The organism is Nocardioides terrae, assembly GCF_900112345.1.
GTDB classification, from domain to species: domain Bacteria; phylum Actinomycetota; class Actinomycetes; order Propionibacteriales; family Nocardioidaceae; genus Nocardioides; species Nocardioides terrae.
This window is the reverse complement of sequence record NZ_FOLB01000013.1, coordinates 1-15,678: the sequence shown is the minus strand read 5'-3', so window position 1 is coordinate 15,678 and position 15,678 is coordinate 1. Positions and strand designations below refer to the sequence as shown.

Below are 15,678 nucleotides of genomic sequence, written 5' to 3'. Positions count from 1 at the left end.
AGCGAGGACGAGGTTCCCGGTCCGATGCACGACCACCGTAAGACACCGACCAACAGATTGCAGAGGGCATGCCGAAGAAAGAAGGCGTGATCGAGCTAGAGGGCACCATCACGGAGGCCCTGCCGAACGCCATGTTCCGCGTCGAGCTGAGCAATGGCCACAAGGTTCTCGCCCACATCAGCGGCAAGATGCGTCAGCACTACATCCGGATCCTCCCCGAGGACCGCGTGGTGGTGGAGCTGTCCCCCTACGACCTGACCCGTGGTCGGATCGTCTACCGGTACAAGTAACCGACAGCCGATCAAGAAAGAGGCTGACCATGAAGGTCAACCCCAGCGTCAAGCCCATCTGTGACAAGTGCAAGGTGATCCGTCGCCACGGCCGCGTCATGGTCATCTGCGAGAACCCGCGCCACAAGCAGCGCCAGGGTTGATCCGCACCGCCCTCCGGGGCTCATAACTGAATACCAACCTCGACGTACTACCCGCGGGACCGCCGCGGGAAACCACCTCTGGAGCTTCAGGCCAGAGCTCGGGCGCCACCTGAGACGTACGTCGATCGACACCTGAAGCTGAAACCGAAGGAATCCACATGGCACGCCTCGTTGGTGTCGACCTCCCGCGTGACAAGCGCGTCGAGATCGCACTCACCTACATCTACGGCATCGGCCGTACCACCTCCCAGCAGCTCCTGGCCGCAACCGGTGTTGACCCCAACACCCGCGTCCACGCCCTCTCCGAGGACGAGCTGGTCGCCCTGGCGAAGGAGATCGAGGGCCGCAACCTGACGATCGAGGGTGACCTCCGTCGTGAGGTCCAGGCTGACATCCGTCGCAAGATCGAGATCGGCAGCTACCAGGGTCGTCGCCACCGCATGGGCCTCCCGGTCCGCGGTCAGCGCACCAAGACCAACGCGCGCACCCGCAAGGGCCCGAAGCGCACCGTCGCCGGCAAGAAGAAGGCCAAGTGATCTGACTGGTCTCGATACGCCCGCTCGTTCCTCGCGGGCTACTCGACCAGCGAATCGCTGTCCTTCCCTGATCTCACAGACCAGCCAACACAGGAGTTACTGAATGCCTCCCAAGAGCCGTCAGGCTGCGGCGAAGACCAAGGTCCGCCGCAAGGAGAAGAAGAACGTCGCCCAGGGCGAGGCTCACATCAAGAGCACGTTCAACAACACGATCGTCACGATCACCGACCCGACCGGTGCGGTGATCTCGTGGGCCAGCGCCGGCACCGTCGGCTTCAAGGGCTCGCGCAAGTCCACCCCGTTCGCCGCGCAGATGGCCGCCGAGGCCGCCGGTCGGCGTGCGATGGAGCACGGCATGAAGAAGATCGACGTCTTCGTCAAGGGCCCGGGTTCGGGCCGCGAGACCGCGATCCGTTCGCTCGGTGCCATCGGCCTCGAGGTCGGCACCATCCAGGACGTCACGCCGACCCCGCACAACGGCTGCCGCCCGCCCAAGCGCCGTCGCGTCTGATCCCGACCCGAGACTGAAAGAGAGACTGAGAGAACATGGCCCGTTACACCGGCCCCATGACCCGCAAGTCGCGCCGTCTCGGTGTCGACCTCGTCGGTGGTGACTCGTCCTTCGAGCGCCGCCCCTACCCTCCGGGCCAGCACGGCCGCGCCCGGATCAAGGAGAGCGAGTACCGCTCGCAGCTGCAGGAGAAGCAGAAGGCCCGCTTCACCTACGGCGTCCTCGAGCGGCAGTTCGCGAACTACTACGCCGAGGCGCACCGCCGTCCCGGCAAGACCGGTGACAACCTCCTCCAGCTGCTCGAGAGCCGCCTGGACAACGTCGTCTACCGCGCCGGCTTCGCCCGCACCCGCCGTCACGCCCGCCAGCTCGTGGTCCACGGCCACTTCCTGGTCAACGGCAAGAAGGTCAACGTCCCGTCCTACCAGGTCTCGGCTCACGACGTCATCGACGTCCGTGAGAAGTCGCTGGAGATGACCCCGTTCATCGTGGCTCGCGAGACCCACGGCGAGCGCGTCGTCCCCGCGTGGCTCGAGGCCGTCCCCGGCCGGATGCGCGTCTTCGTCCACCAGCTCCCGACTCGGGCCCAGATCGACCTCCCGATCCAGGAGCAGCTCATCGTCGAGTACTACTCGAAGCTGTGATCGCCGCCCGGCACCCCTGACCGCAAGGACGGGGGTGCCGGTCGACATACTTCCGTCACCACCCCGGAGTTCGGGCCTGTCATATAGCGGGTAGGCCCGGAAAGGAAAGAACCAGTGCTCATCGCACAGCGCCCCACCCTGTCGGAAGAGTCCGTCGACGAGTTCCGCTCGCGGTTCGTCATCGAGCCCCTGGAGCCGGGTTTCGGCTACACGCTCGGCAACAGCCTTCGTCGTACGCTCCTGTCCTCGATCCCCGGCGCCGCCGTCACCAGCATCAAGATCGACGGCGTCCTCCACGAGTTCTCGACCATCGAGGGCGTCAAGGAGGACGTGCCCGAGATCATCCTGAACCTGAAGGGCCTGGTCGTCTCCTCCGAGCACGACGAGCCCGTCACCATGTACCTGCGCAAGTCGGGCGCCGGTGACGTCACCGCTGCGGACATCGCCCCGCCGGCCGGCGTCGAGGTGCACAACGCCGACCTGAAGATCGCGACCCTGTCCGACAAGGGCAAGATCGAGCTCGAGCTCGTCGTCGAGCGTGGCCGCGGCTATGTCTCGGCCGTGCAGAACAAGGGCGCCGACAACGAGATCGGCCGGATCCCGGTCGACTCGATCTACAGCCCCGTGCTGAAGGTGTCCTACAAGGTCGAGGCGACCCGTGTCGAGCAGCGCACCGACTTCGACAAGCTGGTCATCGACGTCGAGACCAAGCCGTCGATCAAGCCGCGCGACGCCATCGCGTCGGCCGGCAAGACGCTGGTCGAGCTCTTCGGCCTGGCCCGTGAGCTCAACGTCGAGGCCGAGGGCATCGACATCGGCCCGTCGCCCGTCGACGAGCAGCTCGCCGCGGACCTCGCCCTTCCGGTCGAGGACCTGCAGCTCACGGTCCGGTCCTACAACTGCCTCAAGCGCGAGGGCATCCACACCGTGGGTGAGCTCATCAGCCGCTCGGAGCAGGACCTGCTCGACATCCGCAACTTCGGCGCCAAGTCGATCGACGAGGTCAAGGCGAAGCTGCACGAGATGGGCCTGTCCCTCAAGGACAGCGCTCCGGGCTTCGACCCGACCGCCGCCCTCGCCGCCTACGGCGACGATGACGACGACGCCTTCGTCGAGGACGAGCAGTACTGATCCCCTCGGACGTCATGCGTCCTGGTCGCTCTGACCGCCAGGGCGCATGACGTCTGAACCATCAAAACCGGCCCGCACCCCGCGGGCCGTCTACCCCGGTACCTAGTACGGCCGGAGAGGAAGGAAGAGGCAGATGCCTACTCCCAAGAAGGGCGCCCGCCTCGGCGGCAGCCCGGCGCACCAGAAGCTCATCCTCTCGAACCTGGCCACCCAGCTGTTCGAGCACGGCCGGATCACCACCACCGAGGCCAAGGCGCGCGTGCTGCGCCCGGTCGCGGAGAAGCTGATCACCAAGGCCAAGAAGGGCGACCTGCACAACCGTCGCGAGGTCCTCAAGACCGTCCGCGACAAGGGCGTCGTCCACAAGCTCTTCACCGAGATCGCTGAGACGTTCACCGAGCGTCCTGGTGGCTACACCCGGATCACCAAGATCGGTCCGCGCAAGGGCGACAACGCCCCCATGGCGGTCATCGAGCTCGTGACCGAGGCCTACCAGCCGAAGCCGGCCGCGTCGAAGTCCCAGGCCAAGGCTGCTCCGGCCGCTCCGGCTGCCGAGGCCGCTCCGGTGGCCGAGGAGGCTCCGACCGAGCTGACCGAGGAGACGGTGCCCGAGAGCGTCGTCGCCGAGCAGCAGGACGCTGTCGACGAGGCCGTCGAGGCGACCGAGGAGGCTCCGGCCGCGGAGTCGACCGAGGCCGCTGAGGCGACCGAGGAGACCACGGAGGAGGAGCAGGCCTGAGCCTGTCCCACCACCTCACGAGGGCCCGCCACCGACAGGTGACGGGCCCTCGTTGCGTTCCCGCCCGCGTTCGCGGGAAGCAGCGTGGGCACCGGGGTGTTGAGCGGGTGGCCGGTCCATGGATCCGGACCGGTGCCGTTCCGATCGATATGGTGTGTCGATCGATCTAGTCATATACAACGAAAGCTCTTCCCATGCGACTGCGTCGATTCGTCCCTCTCTCCCTGCTGCTCGCCGTCGGCATGGTGCTCGCCGCGTGTGGCGAGCCCGCCGAACGCGGCACCGATGGGAAGGCGGCCTCGAAGCCCGCCGCCTCCGCCGGCGCCGGCACCCTGGCCGCCGTCCGGAAGGCCGGGGTGCTGACCGTCGGCACGGAGGGCACCTACCGGCCCTTCAGCTTCCACGAGAACGGCACCGGCCCGCTCACCGGGTTCGACGTCGAGATCGCCCGAGCCGTCGGCGAGAAGCTGGGCGTCAAGGTGGACTTCGTCGAGACCCAGTGGGACGCGATCTTCGCGGGCCTGGACTCGGCCCGGTTCGACGTGATCGGCAACCAGGTGTCGATCAACCCCGAGCGCGAGGCGCGGTACGCCTTCTCGACGCCGTACACGGTCAGCCCCGGGGTCGTGGTCACCAAGAAGGACGACGACAGCATCTCGTCCTTCGCCGACCTCAAGGGCAAGACGACCGCCCAGAGCCTGACCAGCAACTGGTACGAGCTGGCCAAGAACGCCGGTGCGAAGGTGGAGCCGATCGAGGGGTGGGCGCAGGCCGTCGCGCTGCTCAAGCAGGGCCGGGTCGACGCGACGGTCAACGACAACCTCACCTTCCTCGACTGGCAGAAGACCGAGAAGGACGACAGCCTCAAGATCGCGGCCACGACCGACGACGTGTCGCACAACGCCTTCGCCTTCCGCAAGGGCAGCGACGACCTGGTCGCCGCCGTCGACAAGGCACTCGCGGACCTGGCGGCGGACGGCACGTTGGCGCAGATCTCGCAGAAGTACTTCGGCGCCGACGTGACCAAGTAAGTGGACCTCGACTACGAGCTGCTGCGCCGGGCGTTCTGGCCGCTGGTCAAGGGCGCCCTGCTCGGCACCATCCCGCTCTCGCTCATCAGCTTCGCGCTCGGCCTGACCATCGCCATCGTCGTCGCCCTGATGAGGATCAGCCGGCACAGGTGGCTGTCCGGGCCGGGACGGGCGTACGTGTCGATCGTGCGCGGCACCCCGCTGCTGGTGCAGCTGCTGGTGATCTTCTACGGCCTGCCCGAGGTGGGGGTGACGCTCGACCCGTGGCCGACCGCGATCCTGGCGTTCTCGTTCAACGTGGGCGGGTACGCCGCCGAGATCGTGCGTGCGGCGATCCTGTCCGTGCCGCGCGGCCAGTGGGAGGCGGCCCACATGATCGGGATGACCAGGTCGACCACGCTGCGCCGCATCATCCTGCCGCAGGCAGCCCGGGTCTCGGTCCCCCCGCTCTCGAACACCTTCATCAGCCTGGTCAAGGACACCTCGCTCGCCTCGCTCGTTCTCGTGGGTGAGATGTTCCGCCGCGGGCAGGAGATCGCCTCGCAGAGCTCGCAGTTCCTGGTCGTCTACATCGAGGCCGCGGCCATCTACTGGGCCATCTGCCTGCTGCTCTCGGCCGGGCAGTCCCGTCTGGAGAAGAGGCTGGAGCGTCATGCCGTCTGAGGATCCGTTGCTGGAGGTCGCGGGCCTGCACAAGGCGTACGGAGACCACGTGGTGCTCGACGGCGTCGACCTCTCGGTCGACGCCGGCCAGGTGGTCGCGCTCATCGGCCCGTCCGGGTCGGGCAAGACGACGGTCCTGCGCTCGCTCAACGGGCTGGAGCGGCCGGACGGGGGGACCGTGCGCATCGGCGAGGTCGCCGTCGACTTCGGCGCCCGCCAGGACCGCGCGGCCGAGGACCGGTTGCGTCGGCAGAGCGCGATGGTCTTCCAGCAGCACAACCTGTTCCCGCACCTGACCGTCCTGCAGAACGTGATCGAGGGGCCGGTCCGGGTGCAGGGCCGGCCGCGGGACGAGGCGGTCGCCGAGGCACGCGCGCTCCTCGACCGGGTCGGCCTCGCCGCCCGGGAGGACGCATCGCCGCTGCGCCTCTCCGGCGGTCAGCAGCAGCGCGTCGGCATCGTGCGCGCGCTCGCGCTCCGCCCCCGGCTGCTCCTCTTCGACGAGCCCACCTCCGCACTCGACCCCGAGCTGGTCGGCGAGGTCCTCGGCGTCATCAAGGAGCTCGCCCAGCAGGGGTGGACGATGCTGATCGTGACCCACGAGCTCGCCTTCGCGCGGGACGTCGCCGACGACGTGGTCTTCCTCGACGGCGGACGCATCGTCGAGCGCGGTCCGGCCGGCGTGGTGCTCCGCGAGCCGCGCGAGGAGCGGACCCGGCAGTTCGTCGAGCGGCTGCTGCGGCCGTTCTGACGTCAGCCCAACAGGTCGAGCAGCTCCCGGGCGTTCTCCGGCGCATATCCGGAGCCGTCGTTGTCGAAGTAGCCCCACACCTCACGGCCCTCCGCACGCCACGCCCTGATCCGGTCGGCCCACTCCTGCAGCGCCTCGGCCGAGTAGCGGCCGGCGTACAGCGGCCGGTCGGTGGGCCCGTGCCAGCGGCAGTAGACGAACGGCGCGGTCGCCCGCAGGACGGTGTGCAGCCCGGTGCCGTGCGTGACGACGTACGCCGACCCGTGCTTCTCCAGCATGGCGGCGACCTCGTCGCCGTCCCACGACGGGTGCCGCAGCTCCATCGCCACCTTGACGTCGGCCGGCATCCGGGCCAGGAACGCGTCGAGCCGCGCCGTGGTGTCCCCGTCCCGCTCGAGGTCGCCGGGCAGCTGGACCAGCACCACGCCGGCCCGGTCGCCCAGCGCCCGCGCGGCGGCGGTGAGCCGGTCGGCCCAGGCGCCCTCGGGGTCGTTGAGCCGCCGGCCGTGGCTGAGCCAGCGCGACGCCTTCACCGACAGCGCGAACCCGTCCGGAAGCGACCGTGCCCAGCCCTGGAACGGCCGGATGCCGGGCCAGCGGTAGAACGACGCGTTGAGCTCGACGGTGTCGAACCGCGAGGCGTAGAAGTCGCGCCAGCGGGCGCGGGCCAGCCCCCCGGGGTAGAACCTCCCCGCCCAGTGGTCGTAGGTCCACCCCGACGTCCCGATCCGCACGCCGTCCATGCGGCACCTGTATCCACCGGATGGAAGGATGACCGCCGTGCGGATCCGGATCGACCTCGCCTACGACGGCACCGACTTCCACGGGTGGGCGACCCAGCCGGGGCTGCGAACCGTCCAGGGCGAGCTCCAGGCCGCGCTGACGACGGCGTTCCGGCTCTCCGAGCCGCTCCGGGTGACGTGCGCCGGCCGCACCGACACCGGCGTCCACGCTCGGGGTCAGGTGGTCCACGTCGACGTCGACGACGCGGTCGTCGCGACCGGCACCGGACGGTCGGCACAGCCGCCGCTCGACGCCCTCGTCCGGCGGCTCAACGGCATGCTCCCGGCCGACGTGCGCGTCCACCGCGCCAGCGAGGCCGCGCCCGGGTTCGACGCGCGCTTCTCCGCCCTGTGGCGGCGTTACGCCTACCGGATCGCGGACGCCCCGGCGGCGTACGACCCGCTGCGGCGCCACCACGTGCTGCACTGGCCGCGGCCGCTGGACCTGTCGCTGATGAACGTGGCGGCCGTGGACCTCATCGGCCTCCACGACTTCGCCGGCTTCTGCAAGGCGCGCGAGGGCGCGACCACGATCAGGACGATCCAGACCCTGGTCTGGGAGCGGGACGAGACCGGCGTGGCCGTCGCCCGCGTGGTGGCCGATGCGTTCTGTCACGGCATGGTGCGTGCGCTGGTCGGCTGCCTGCTCGCGATCGGTGAGGGGCGCAAGGAGATCGGCTGGGCGCGTGAGGTGCTGGGGCACCCGATCCGGACCTCGGCGGTGCACGCGGCGTCGCCGCGGGGGCTGACCCTCGAGGAGGTCGGCTATCCGGCGGACGCCGAGCTGGAGGCGCGTGCGGAGCAGACCAGGGCGAAGCGGGAGGCGATCGATGAGTGACGAGACCGAGCACTACTTCACCGCCGACCCGTCGGTCGCGTTCGAGCGGATCCCGCTGACCGCCGCGGTGTGGGGGAGCGAGCTCGACCTGGTCAGCGGCAGCGGTGTCTTCGCCCAGGGCCGCGTCGACATCGGCACCTCGGTGCTGTTCCGGGAGACCGAGCCGCCGGCTCCCGGCCGGATCCTCGACCTGGGCTGTGGCTACGGCGTCATCGGGCTCGCCATCGCCGCGACGGTGTCCGGCGCGCGGGTCACAGGTGTCGACGTCAACGAGCGCGCGGTGCTGCTCGCCAACGAGAACGCCGCCTCGCTCGGCCTCACCAACTACCGCGCGGTCACCACCGACCCCGACGACGGCGAGTACGACGAGATCTGGAGCAACCCGCCGATCCGGATCGGCAAGCAGGCGCTCCACGAGCTGCTGCTGACCTGGCTGCCACGCCTGGCCCCTGACGGCCGCGCGGTGATGGTCGTGGGGAAGAACCTGGGCGCCGACAGCCTGCAGCGCTGGTTGACCGAGCAGGGCTACCCGACCACCCGGCTGGCGAGCGCGAAGAGCTTCCGCGTCCTGGAGACCCGTCGCGCCGAGCCGTAGGGCGTCAGGGGCGGAGCCGGACCGGGAGCCGGTCGAGGCTGTAGACGATCGAGAGGTCGCGGAAGCCGAGCTCGGCGACGTCCTCGGTGGCGAGCGCGAGGCCCGGGAAGCGGGTGGCGAGGCCGGTCAGGGCCGCGCGGAGCTCCATCCGGGCCAGCTCCGCGCCGACGCAGCGGTGCAGCCCGTGGCCGAAGGCGAAGTGCTGGGTGTCGGCGTTGCGCAGGTCGAACTGCTCCGGGTGCGGCACCGCCTGCGGATCACGGTTGGCCCCGGTCAGGGAGACGACCACGACGGCACCCTTCTTGACCCGGTGGCCGAAGAGGTCGTGGTCCTCGCGGGCGAAGCGTGGGAAGGCGATCTGCACCGGGCAGAGGTAGCGCAGCAGCTCCTCGACGACCACGTCGATCTGGCCGCGGTCGCCCGAGCGCAGCGCGGCGTAGGCAGCCGGCTGCTGGGTGAGCACGTAGGCGCCCATCGACAGCATCGAGGCCGACGTCTCGTAGCCGCCCAGGAAGACGCCGTCGGCCAGGCCGCCGAGCTCGACGTCGTCGTACTCGTCGCCCTTGGTGCGCACCAGCTCGCCGATGAGCCCGTCGCCGGGGTCGGCCCGCTCGCGGCGGACCATGTCGATGAGGAAGGAGCGCGTCTCGGTGGCGGCGCCGAACGCGGAGCCTCCGCCCTGGCTGACGTCGAAGCGGGCGACGCCGAGGTCGTGGAACTCGTCGCGCACCTCCTCGGGCATGCCGAGGAGCTCACAGATCACGCGGAACGGGATGTCGAAGCCGAAGTTCTCGACCAGGTCGACGACCGGGCCCTTCTCCTCGAGGCGGTCGAGGGCGTCGGCGACGATGCGGTCGATCAGCTCGTCGAGCCGGCGCAGCCGGCGCATCGTGAACTCGGGCGTCAGCAGGCCGCGCAGCCGGGTGTGGTCGGGTGGGTCGGTCATCCCCAGCCCGCCGATGCCCTCGGCGTCGCTGCGGGAGCGGGAGCCGAGCAGGTGGCGCATGTCGTTGGAGTACGACGAGGAGTCGGCCAGCACCCGGCGCGCCTCCTCGTGCCCGCTGACGAGCCAGATGTCGAGCCCCAGCACGCTGCCGAGCAGCGTGACCGGGTCCTCGGCGCGCTGCTCGGCCAGCTGTGGGACCGGGTCGATCGCGTGCCGGCGCAGGGGGAAGGTCAGGTGCTCGGGCACCCGCTTCAGCGTGGTGATGTCCGGCAGCGGTGATGCCTGTCGACGCATCGCCAGGCGCAGCACGCGCCGGCGCAGCGGAGCAGGCACCCACGACATCGAGCTCATGGGCAACAGTCTTGTCGACGCATCTGAGAATCCACCATCGGGTTCCTCCCTGGTTGAGAGTCAGGTCCTCTCAGGGGTGCAGGAGGGTCCGCATCGCCGCGAACGTCTGCTCGACGGCCGCCTGTGCGGCCTTGGAGAATCGTCCCATGTCGGCGAAGCCATGGATGAGGCCGGGGAAGCTGTGCAGCTCGACCGGGACCCCGGCCGCCTCCAGGTCGCGCGCGTACGCCGTCCCGGCATCGCGTAGCGGGTCGAACTGCGCCACCGCGACCACGGCGGGCGCGAGGCCGGCCAGGTCGCCCAGCGCGGGCGAGAGCCGGGGGTCGGTCGGGTCGGCCGAGCCGACGTACTGCTCGAAGAACCAGGCGATGCTGGGCGCGTCGAGGAAGTAGCCCTCGGCGTTCTCGACCAGGCTGGCGTGCTCGGTGACCAGGTCGGTGGCCGGGTAGAGCAGCAGCTGCGCGCCGAGGGGACGGCCCTCGTCGCGGAAGGTCTGCGCGACGATCGCCGCGAGGTTGCCGCCCGCGCTGTCGCCGCCGACGGCGACGACGGCGCTGCCACCGAGACCGGCGGACGGGTCGGCGGCGTTCTCGGCCACCCAGCGTGTCGCGGCCTCGGCGTCGTCGACGGCGGCGGGGAAGGGGTGCTCCGGCGCGAGCCGGTAGTCGACGCTCACCACGACCGCGTCGGCGTCACGGGCGAGGGTGCGGCAGGTCAGGTCGTGGGTGTCGAGGTCGCCGATCACCCAGCCGCCGCCGTGGAAGAAGACGATGGTGGGCAGCTCGCCGGCGCGGGGGCGGTAGACCCGGGCCGCCAGGTCACCGGCGCCGCCCGGGACGGTCACGTCGCGCACCGACTCGAGGACGGGCAGGAGCGACGCGTCCCGCAGGTCGACGCTGAGGGCGCGGAAGCCGGCCCGCGCCTGTGCGGCCGTCTGCTCAGACATCGGCGGCTGCCCGGAATCGGCCAGGAAGCCGAGGAGCGCGGCCAGCTCCGGGTCGAGGTCCGGGTCGAGCCTCGGGCGCGGCGCGTGGTTCGTGTCGGTCACGGTGCTTGTCTAGCATCTGTCCTCGCTGCAGAGGGCGGCACGCCTGAAAAGGTGATGCCCGCATCGCGCCGACACGGGAGGATCTCCGTTCGTGGGACACGTCGAGGTCGCCAACGTCCGCTACGAGCTCCCGGATGGCCGGGTGCTCCTCGACGACGTCTCCTTCCGGGTCGGCGAGGGCGCCAAGGTCGCTCTCGTGGGCGCCAACGGGGCCGGCAAGACGACGCTGCTGCGGATCGTCACCGGCGACCTCGTGCCGACCGCCGGCGCCGTCGTACGGACGGGTGGGCTCGGCGTGATGAGGCAGAAGGTCGGCGAGGGCGCCACCACCGTCGGCGAGCTGCTGCTCAGCGTCGCGCCTGCGCGCATCCGGAAGGCGGCGACGGAGGTCGACGCGTGCGAGCTCGCGCTGATGGAGGTCGACGACGAGCGCACGCAGATCCGCTACGCCGGGGCGCTGGCCGAGTACGCCGACGCGGGCGGCTACGACCTCGAGGTGACGTGGGACGTCTGCACGACGGCGGCGCTCTCGCTGCCCTACGACCGCGCCCGCTTCCGCTCCCTCGGGACGCTCTCGGGCGGCGAGCAGAAGCGACTCGTCCTCGAGTACCTCCTCCGGGGCCCCGACGAGGTGCTGCTCCTCGACGAGCCGGACAACTACCTCGACGTGCCCGGCAAGATCTGGCTGGAGCAGCGCATCCGCGAGTCCGCGAAGACCATCCTCTTCATCAGCCACGACCGCGAGCTGCTGGCCAACACCGCGACGCGGGTCGTGACCGTCGAGCTCGGGCACGCGGGCAACCTGGTCTGGACCCACCCGGGCGGCTTCGCGAGCTATCACGAGGCGCGCCGCGACCGGTTCGCCCGCTTCGAGGAGCTGCGCAAGCGCTGGGACGAGGAGCACGCCAAGCTGCGCGCGCAGATGCTGATGTACAAGCAGAAGGCGGCCTACAACTCCGACATGTCCTCCCGCTACCAGGCCGCGCGCACCCGGCTGGAGAAGTTCGAGCAGGCCGGCCCGCCGACCGAGCAGCCTCGCGAGCAGCAGGTGACGATGCGGCTGACGGGCGGGCGGACAGGCAAGCGCGCCGTCGTCTGCGAGTCGCTGGAGCTGACCGGCCTGATGCGCCCCTTCGACCTCGAGGTCTGGTACGGCGAGCGGGTGGCCGTGCTCGGGTCGAACGGCTCGGGGAAGTCGCACTTCCTGCGGCTGCTCGCGGCCGGAGGTAGCCGCCCCGACAAGGAGCACGAGCCGGTGGGCGACGTCAGGATCGAGCCGGTCCGGCACCGCGGCCTCGCCAAGCTCGGCGCCCGGGTCCGGCCCGGCTGGTTCGTGCAGACCCACGAGCACCCCGAGCTGGTGGGGCGCACGCTGTTGGAGGTCCTCCACCGGGGCGACGAGCGGCGCGAGGGGATGGGTCGCGAGCAGGCGTCGCGGGTGCTCGACCGCTACGAGCTGTCGGCGAGCGCCGAGCAGCGCTTCGAATCGCTGTCGGGCGGTCAGCAGGCCCGCTTCCAGATCCTCCTGCTCGAGCTCTCCGGCGCGACGCTGCTCCTGCTCGACGAGCCGACCGACAACCTCGACGTACAGTCCGCCGAGGCGCTCGAGGACGGCCTGCGGGCCTTCGAGGGCACCGTCCTGGCGGTCACCCACGACCGCTGGTTCGCCCGCGACTTCGACCGGTTCCTCGTCTACGGCGCCGACGGCACCGTCTACGAGTCGCCCGAGCCGGTCTGGGACGAGGGACGGGTGGACCGGGTCCGATGACGCTGACCGAGATCGTGCAGGTCCGTCCCGGTGATGCCCTCTTCGACCAGTGGTACGCCACCTACGCCGCGGCCGACGGGTTCGGCCGCGGCGACAACGCCGTCACCTACTTGCGCCACGACATGGATGTCTTCCTCACCGAGCCGTCGCGGGAGTGGCGGCAGGAGGCCTACGCCGGGCTCGTCGACGGCCGGGTGGTCGTTGCGGGCTGGCTGGCCCTCCCGCTGCTCGACAACCGCTGGCGTGGCGACGTCGAGATCTACGTCCTCCCCGAGGAGCGCCGGCGCGGGTTCGGCTCGGCGATGCTCGCCCACCTGGAGGGGCTGATCCGGGCCGAGGGGCGCACGTCGGTCCTCGCCGAGGTCGCCTGGCCGTACGCCGACGGGCCGACCGGGTCCGGCCCCGGACCGGAGTTCGCGCGCGCCCACGGGTTCGGCCTGGCGCTCGGCGACGTGCAGCGGCAGCTCCCGCTGCCGGTCGCCGACGAGCTCCTCCGACGGCTCGCGGCCGATGCCGCCGAGCATTCCGCCGGCTACACGCTGCGCAGCTGGGTCGGTCCGGTTCCCGAGGAGCTGGTCGGCGAGTGGGCGGAGCTCAACGCGAGCCTCGACACCGAGGCCCCGATGGGCGACCTGGACATCGAGCCCCAGGTCGCCGACGTCGCGGTCGTCCGGGAGGACGAGCGCCTGACGAAGCGCCAGCGCCGGGCCACCCTGCACACCGTCGCCCTGCGGTCGGACGGTCGGCTGGCGGCGTACACGCTGCTGATGGTGCCGCTGCTGCAGCCCGACATCGTCTACCAGTGGGGCACGCTCGTCCGTCGCGAGGACCGCGGCCACCGGCTCGGCGTGGCGGTGAAGGTGGCCAACCTGCAGCAGCTGCAGGCGACCCGGCCGCAGGCGCGGCGGCTGCTGACCTACAACGCCGAGTCCAACGCGCACATGGTCGCCGTCAACGACGAGCTCGGGTTCGTGCCCACCGAGCGGCTCGGGGAGTTCCAGAAGAAGCTGGCCTGACTGCCGAGTCCGCCACGACAGAGCATGACCCCGCGGCCGGAGACGGAGCCGCGGGGTCATGCCCTCTCAGGCGGGTCAGGACTTGGCTGAGCCCGCGTCGGAGTCGAGGGTGACGTCGACGGAGTGCTCCTTGCCGTCGCGGGTGTAGGTGACCGAGACCTTGTCGCCCGGACGGTAGGAACGGACGGTCGCGACGAGCGAGTCGGAGCCCACGATCAGGTGGTCGCCGACCTTGGTGATCACGTCGCCCGCCTTGATCCCGGCCTGCTCGGCCGCGGAGCCGTCGCCGACCTCACGGACCTCGGCACCGTTGCTGCTGAACGGCGAGACGTTGTCCGGCTGCTGCTGGGGATCCTGCTGCCCGAAGGGGTCGAGCGGGTCGCCCTGGTCCGGCTGCTGCTGGCTCTGCTGGGACGCACCGACGTCCTGCACGGAGATGCCGAGCTTGGCGTGGGTGGGCGTCTCGCCCTTGGCCATCTGGTCGACGACCGCCTTGACCTCGTTGATCGGGATCGCGAAGCCGAGGCCGATGGAGCCGGCCTCGCCGCCGACCGAGCCGGTGCTGCGGATCGAGGCGTTGATGCCGACCACCTTGCCGTCCATGTCGACCAGCGCACCGCCGGAGTTGCCGGGGTTGATCGCCGCGTCGGTCTGGATGGCGGGATAGACGGTGGCGTTGTTCGACGCGTCGACGCCCACGTTGACCGGGCGGTCGAGGGCGCTGACGATGCCGGACGTCACGGTGGAGTCGAGGCCGAACGGAGATCCGATCGCGATCACGCTCTGGCCGACCGCGAGTGCCGACGAGTCGCCGATGGTTGCGGGCTTGAGGTTCGAGACCCCCTCGGCCTTGATCACGGCGGTGTCGGTGAGCGGGTCCGTGCCGACGATCGTCGCGGACGCCGAGCTGCCGTCGTTGAAGTCGACGCGGATCTTGCCGCTGTCGCCGGCCACCTCGACCACGTGGTTGTTGGTGAGGATGGTGCCGTCCGAGGTGAGGATGATCCCCGAGCCGGACCCCGACTCCTGGGGGCCGGCGACCTCGATCTTGACGACCGACGGCAGCACCGACTGGGCGACCGCCTGGACGCTGCCCGTGGGTGCCTTCGTGGCGGTCGTCGTTCCCGAGCTGCCGGAGCCGGAGAACACGCTCGAGGTCGTGGAGTCGTCGTGGGTGTCGTTCCACAGCGCTGCGCCGCCGTACCCGGCACCGCCGCCGACCACGAGGGCGAGGGCGGCGAGGCCACCGACGACACCCGCGCGGCCACGGCGTCGCTCGTTCCGACGGCCGGGCTGCTCGGCCGGCGCCGGCTGCGCCGGCTGCTCGAGGGGGGTGGTCGCGCCCTGGTCGCCGAAGAGCCAGGGGTTGCTGGACGGCGGGGGACCCGTCGGGCCGGGGTAGCCGCCGGTGTTGATCGGCTGCGTGAACTGCTGGGTCGGCTCGGACTCTCCGGCCGGGTGCTCGGGCTCGTGGGTCATGTCAACCACTGTGACCCCCGAGTCTGTGACCACGCTGAGACTCAACTGGGTGGCTGAGAAGAGTCTGCGGGTGATCTAGTTGTGATGCCCAGGCACGTTGGTCGAGATCGTGTGACGACACGATCTGAGGTGTAGGTGGGTGAAGGCCTCCCCGGTGTGGAGTGGAGCTGTTGAGAAACCGCTCCGCCACCAAAGGAGGCCTTCGTGTCCCACGCTACTCATGCCAACGCCGCCCTGACCCCTCGCGCCCGCCTCAAGATGGCCCGACTCATCGTTGACGGGGGCTGGAAGATCCCGCGCGCCGCCGAGCGCTTCGACGTGTCGTGGAAGACCGCGAAGAAGTGGGCTGATCGCTACGAGGCCGAAGGGCCAGCCGGGATGCTGGATCGGTCCTCCCGTCCGCACCGTCAACCGAA

19 protein-coding genes are annotated in these 15,678 nt (G+C 70.4%); 15 read left to right on the top strand and 4 right to left on the bottom strand.

The genetic code is table 11. From position 1 onward, the window contains the following. The first annotated feature begins 68 nt into the window (after positions 1-68). From infA to BM236_RS15770, 10 genes are all read left to right on the top strand, one after another. Complete coding sequence (infA, locus tag BM236_RS15815; RefSeq protein WP_026145687.1) at positions 69-290, top strand: translation initiation factor IF-1; 222 nt, start codon at positions 69-71, stop codon at positions 288-290. Between the two features lie 29 nt (positions 291-319). Beyond that, the gene (gene rpmJ / locus BM236_RS15810; protein WP_004008316.1) at positions 320-433 is read left to right on the top strand and encodes a 50S ribosomal protein L36; all 114 of its coding nucleotides are present in this window, start codon (positions 320-322) and stop codon (positions 431-433) included. Positions 434-591: 158 nt separating this feature from the next. Then, complete coding sequence (gene rpsM / locus BM236_RS15805; protein ID WP_091125763.1) at positions 592-969, top strand: 30S ribosomal protein S13; 378 nt, start codon at positions 592-594, stop codon at positions 967-969. 103 nt (positions 970-1,072) lie between these two features. After that, positions 1,073-1,480 carry a 30S ribosomal protein S11 gene (rpsK, locus tag BM236_RS15800; RefSeq protein WP_091125760.1) on the top strand — a complete coding sequence of 136 codons (408 nt, stop codon included), beginning with the start codon at positions 1,073-1,075 and terminating at the stop codon, positions 1,478-1,480. Between the two features lie 35 nt (positions 1,481-1,515). Further along, positions 1,516-2,124 carry a 30S ribosomal protein S4 gene (gene rpsD / locus BM236_RS15795; RefSeq protein ID WP_091125759.1) on the top strand — a complete coding sequence of 203 codons (609 nt, stop codon included), beginning with the start codon at positions 1,516-1,518 and terminating at the stop codon, positions 2,122-2,124. A 114-nt stretch (positions 2,125-2,238) separates the two neighbouring features. Continuing rightward, a complete protein-coding gene (locus BM236_RS15790) occupies positions 2,239-3,255 on the top strand; it encodes a DNA-directed RNA polymerase subunit alpha (protein WP_091125756.1) in 1,017 nt (338 codons plus the stop codon). A 133-nt stretch (positions 3,256-3,388) separates the two neighbouring features. Beyond that, entirely contained in the window at positions 3,389-3,994 is a 606-nt protein-coding gene (rplQ, locus tag BM236_RS15785) for a 50S ribosomal protein L17 (RefSeq protein WP_091125754.1), read from the top strand. Positions 3,995-4,188: 194 nt separating this feature from the next. Then, complete coding sequence (locus BM236_RS15780) at positions 4,189-5,025, top strand: amino acid ABC transporter substrate-binding protein (protein WP_091125752.1); 837 nt, start codon at positions 4,189-4,191, stop codon at positions 5,023-5,025. Beyond that, complete coding sequence (locus BM236_RS15775) at positions 5,026-5,688, top strand: amino acid ABC transporter permease (protein WP_091125749.1); 663 nt, start codon at positions 5,026-5,028, stop codon at positions 5,686-5,688. Further along, positions 5,678-6,439 (top strand): amino acid ABC transporter ATP-binding protein, encoded by a 762-nt coding sequence (locus BM236_RS15770; RefSeq protein WP_091125746.1) that lies wholly within the window; start codon positions 5,678-5,680, stop codon positions 6,437-6,439. Before BM236_RS15775 ends, BM236_RS15770 begins: the two co-directional genes overlap by 11 nt. 2 nt (positions 6,440-6,441) lie before the next feature. Here the strand turns inward: BM236_RS15770 and BM236_RS15765 are convergent, their stop codons facing one another. After that, entirely contained in the window at positions 6,442-7,182 is a 741-nt protein-coding gene (locus BM236_RS15765) for a DUF72 domain-containing protein (protein ID WP_091125743.1), read from the bottom strand. Between the two features lie 37 nt (positions 7,183-7,219). Here BM236_RS15765 and truA point away from each other — a divergent pair, with 37 nt between their 5' ends. Both truA and BM236_RS15755 read left to right on the top strand, forming a co-directional pair. Then, positions 7,220-8,059 carry a tRNA pseudouridine(38-40) synthase TruA gene (truA, locus tag BM236_RS15760; protein ID WP_217645375.1) on the top strand — a complete coding sequence of 280 codons (840 nt, stop codon included), beginning with the start codon at positions 7,220-7,222 and terminating at the stop codon, positions 8,057-8,059. Next, complete coding sequence (locus BM236_RS15755) at positions 8,052-8,654, top strand: class I SAM-dependent methyltransferase (RefSeq protein ID WP_091125740.1); 603 nt, start codon at positions 8,052-8,054, stop codon at positions 8,652-8,654. The genes truA and BM236_RS15755 overlap by 8 nt, the downstream gene beginning before the upstream one ends. Positions 8,655-8,658: 4 nt before the next feature. On the opposite strand, the gene BM236_RS15750 is transcribed toward BM236_RS15755, so the two are convergent. Both BM236_RS15750 and BM236_RS15745 read right to left on the bottom strand, forming a co-directional pair. Beyond that, a complete protein-coding gene (locus BM236_RS15750) occupies positions 8,659-9,951 on the bottom strand; it encodes a cytochrome P450 (RefSeq protein ID WP_245750370.1) in 1,293 nt (430 codons plus the stop codon). 70 nt (positions 9,952-10,021) lie between these two features. Next, positions 10,022-10,999, bottom strand: coding sequence for an alpha/beta hydrolase (locus BM236_RS15745; RefSeq protein ID WP_245750369.1), 978 nt, complete (start codon positions 10,997-10,999; stop codon positions 10,022-10,024). Between the two features lie 91 nt (positions 11,000-11,090). Here BM236_RS15745 and BM236_RS15740 point away from each other — a divergent pair, with 91 nt between their 5' ends. Together BM236_RS15740 and BM236_RS15735 are read left to right on the top strand one after the other, a co-directional pair. After that, the gene (locus BM236_RS15740; RefSeq protein WP_091125738.1) at positions 11,091-12,767 is read left to right on the top strand and encodes an ABC-F family ATP-binding cassette domain-containing protein; all 1,677 of its coding nucleotides are present in this window, start codon (positions 11,091-11,093) and stop codon (positions 12,765-12,767) included. Next, a complete protein-coding gene (locus BM236_RS15735) occupies positions 12,764-13,783 on the top strand; it encodes a GNAT family N-acetyltransferase (protein ID WP_091125736.1) in 1,020 nt (339 codons plus the stop codon). Before BM236_RS15740 ends, BM236_RS15735 begins: the two co-directional genes overlap by 4 nt. Positions 13,784-13,858: 75 nt before the next feature. Here BM236_RS15735 and BM236_RS15730 read toward each other — a convergent pair whose 3' ends face one another. After that, positions 13,859-15,262, bottom strand: coding sequence for a S1C family serine protease (locus BM236_RS15730; protein ID WP_091125734.1), 1,404 nt, complete (start codon positions 15,260-15,262; stop codon positions 13,859-13,861). Positions 15,263-15,520: 258 nt separating this feature from the next. Between BM236_RS15730 and BM236_RS15725 the strand changes: the two genes are divergently transcribed. Then, positions 15,521-15,678, top strand: a 158-nt coding sequence (locus BM236_RS15725) for a helix-turn-helix domain-containing protein (protein ID WP_245750380.1), incomplete at its 3' end; no start/stop codon positions are given.

What these genes read in the sequence shown, in the direction of transcription:
- infA (WP_026145687.1), top strand. Translation starts at nt 69, where the DNA reads ATGCCGAAGAAAGAAGGCGTGATCGAGCTAGAGGGCACCATCACGGAG.
- rpmJ (WP_004008316.1), top strand. Translation starts at nt 320, where the DNA reads ATGAAGGTCAACCCCAGCGTCAAGCCCATCTGTGACAAGTGCAAGGTG.
- rpsM (WP_091125763.1), top strand. Translation starts at nt 592, where the DNA reads ATGGCACGCCTCGTTGGTGTCGACCTCCCGCGTGACAAGCGCGTCGAG.
- rpsK (WP_091125760.1), top strand. Translation starts at nt 1,073, where the DNA reads ATGCCTCCCAAGAGCCGTCAGGCTGCGGCGAAGACCAAGGTCCGCCGC.
- rpsD (WP_091125759.1), top strand. Translation starts at nt 1,516, where the DNA reads ATGGCCCGTTACACCGGCCCCATGACCCGCAAGTCGCGCCGTCTCGGT.
- rplQ (WP_091125754.1), top strand. Translation starts at nt 3,389, where the DNA reads ATGCCTACTCCCAAGAAGGGCGCCCGCCTCGGCGGCAGCCCGGCGCAC.
- BM236_RS15780 (WP_091125752.1), top strand. Translation starts at nt 4,189, where the DNA reads ATGCGACTGCGTCGATTCGTCCCTCTCTCCCTGCTGCTCGCCGTCGGC.
- BM236_RS15770 (WP_091125746.1), top strand. Translation starts at nt 5,678, where the DNA reads ATGCCGTCTGAGGATCCGTTGCTGGAGGTCGCGGGCCTGCACAAGGCG.
- BM236_RS15765 (WP_091125743.1), bottom strand. Translation starts at nt 7,182, where the DNA reads ATGGACGGCGTGCGGATCGGGACGTCGGGGTGGACCTACGACCACTGG.
- BM236_RS15755 (WP_091125740.1), top strand. Translation starts at nt 8,052, where the DNA reads ATGAGTGACGAGACCGAGCACTACTTCACCGCCGACCCGTCGGTCGCG.
- BM236_RS15750 (WP_245750370.1), bottom strand. Translation starts at nt 9,951, where the DNA reads ATGAGCTCGATGTCGTGGGTGCCTGCTCCGCTGCGCCGGCGCGTGCTG.
- BM236_RS15735 (WP_091125736.1), top strand. Translation starts at nt 12,764, where the DNA reads ATGACGCTGACCGAGATCGTGCAGGTCCGTCCCGGTGATGCCCTCTTC.
- BM236_RS15730 (WP_091125734.1), bottom strand. Translation starts at nt 15,262, where the DNA reads ATGACCCACGAGCCCGAGCACCCGGCCGGAGAGTCCGAGCCGACCCAG.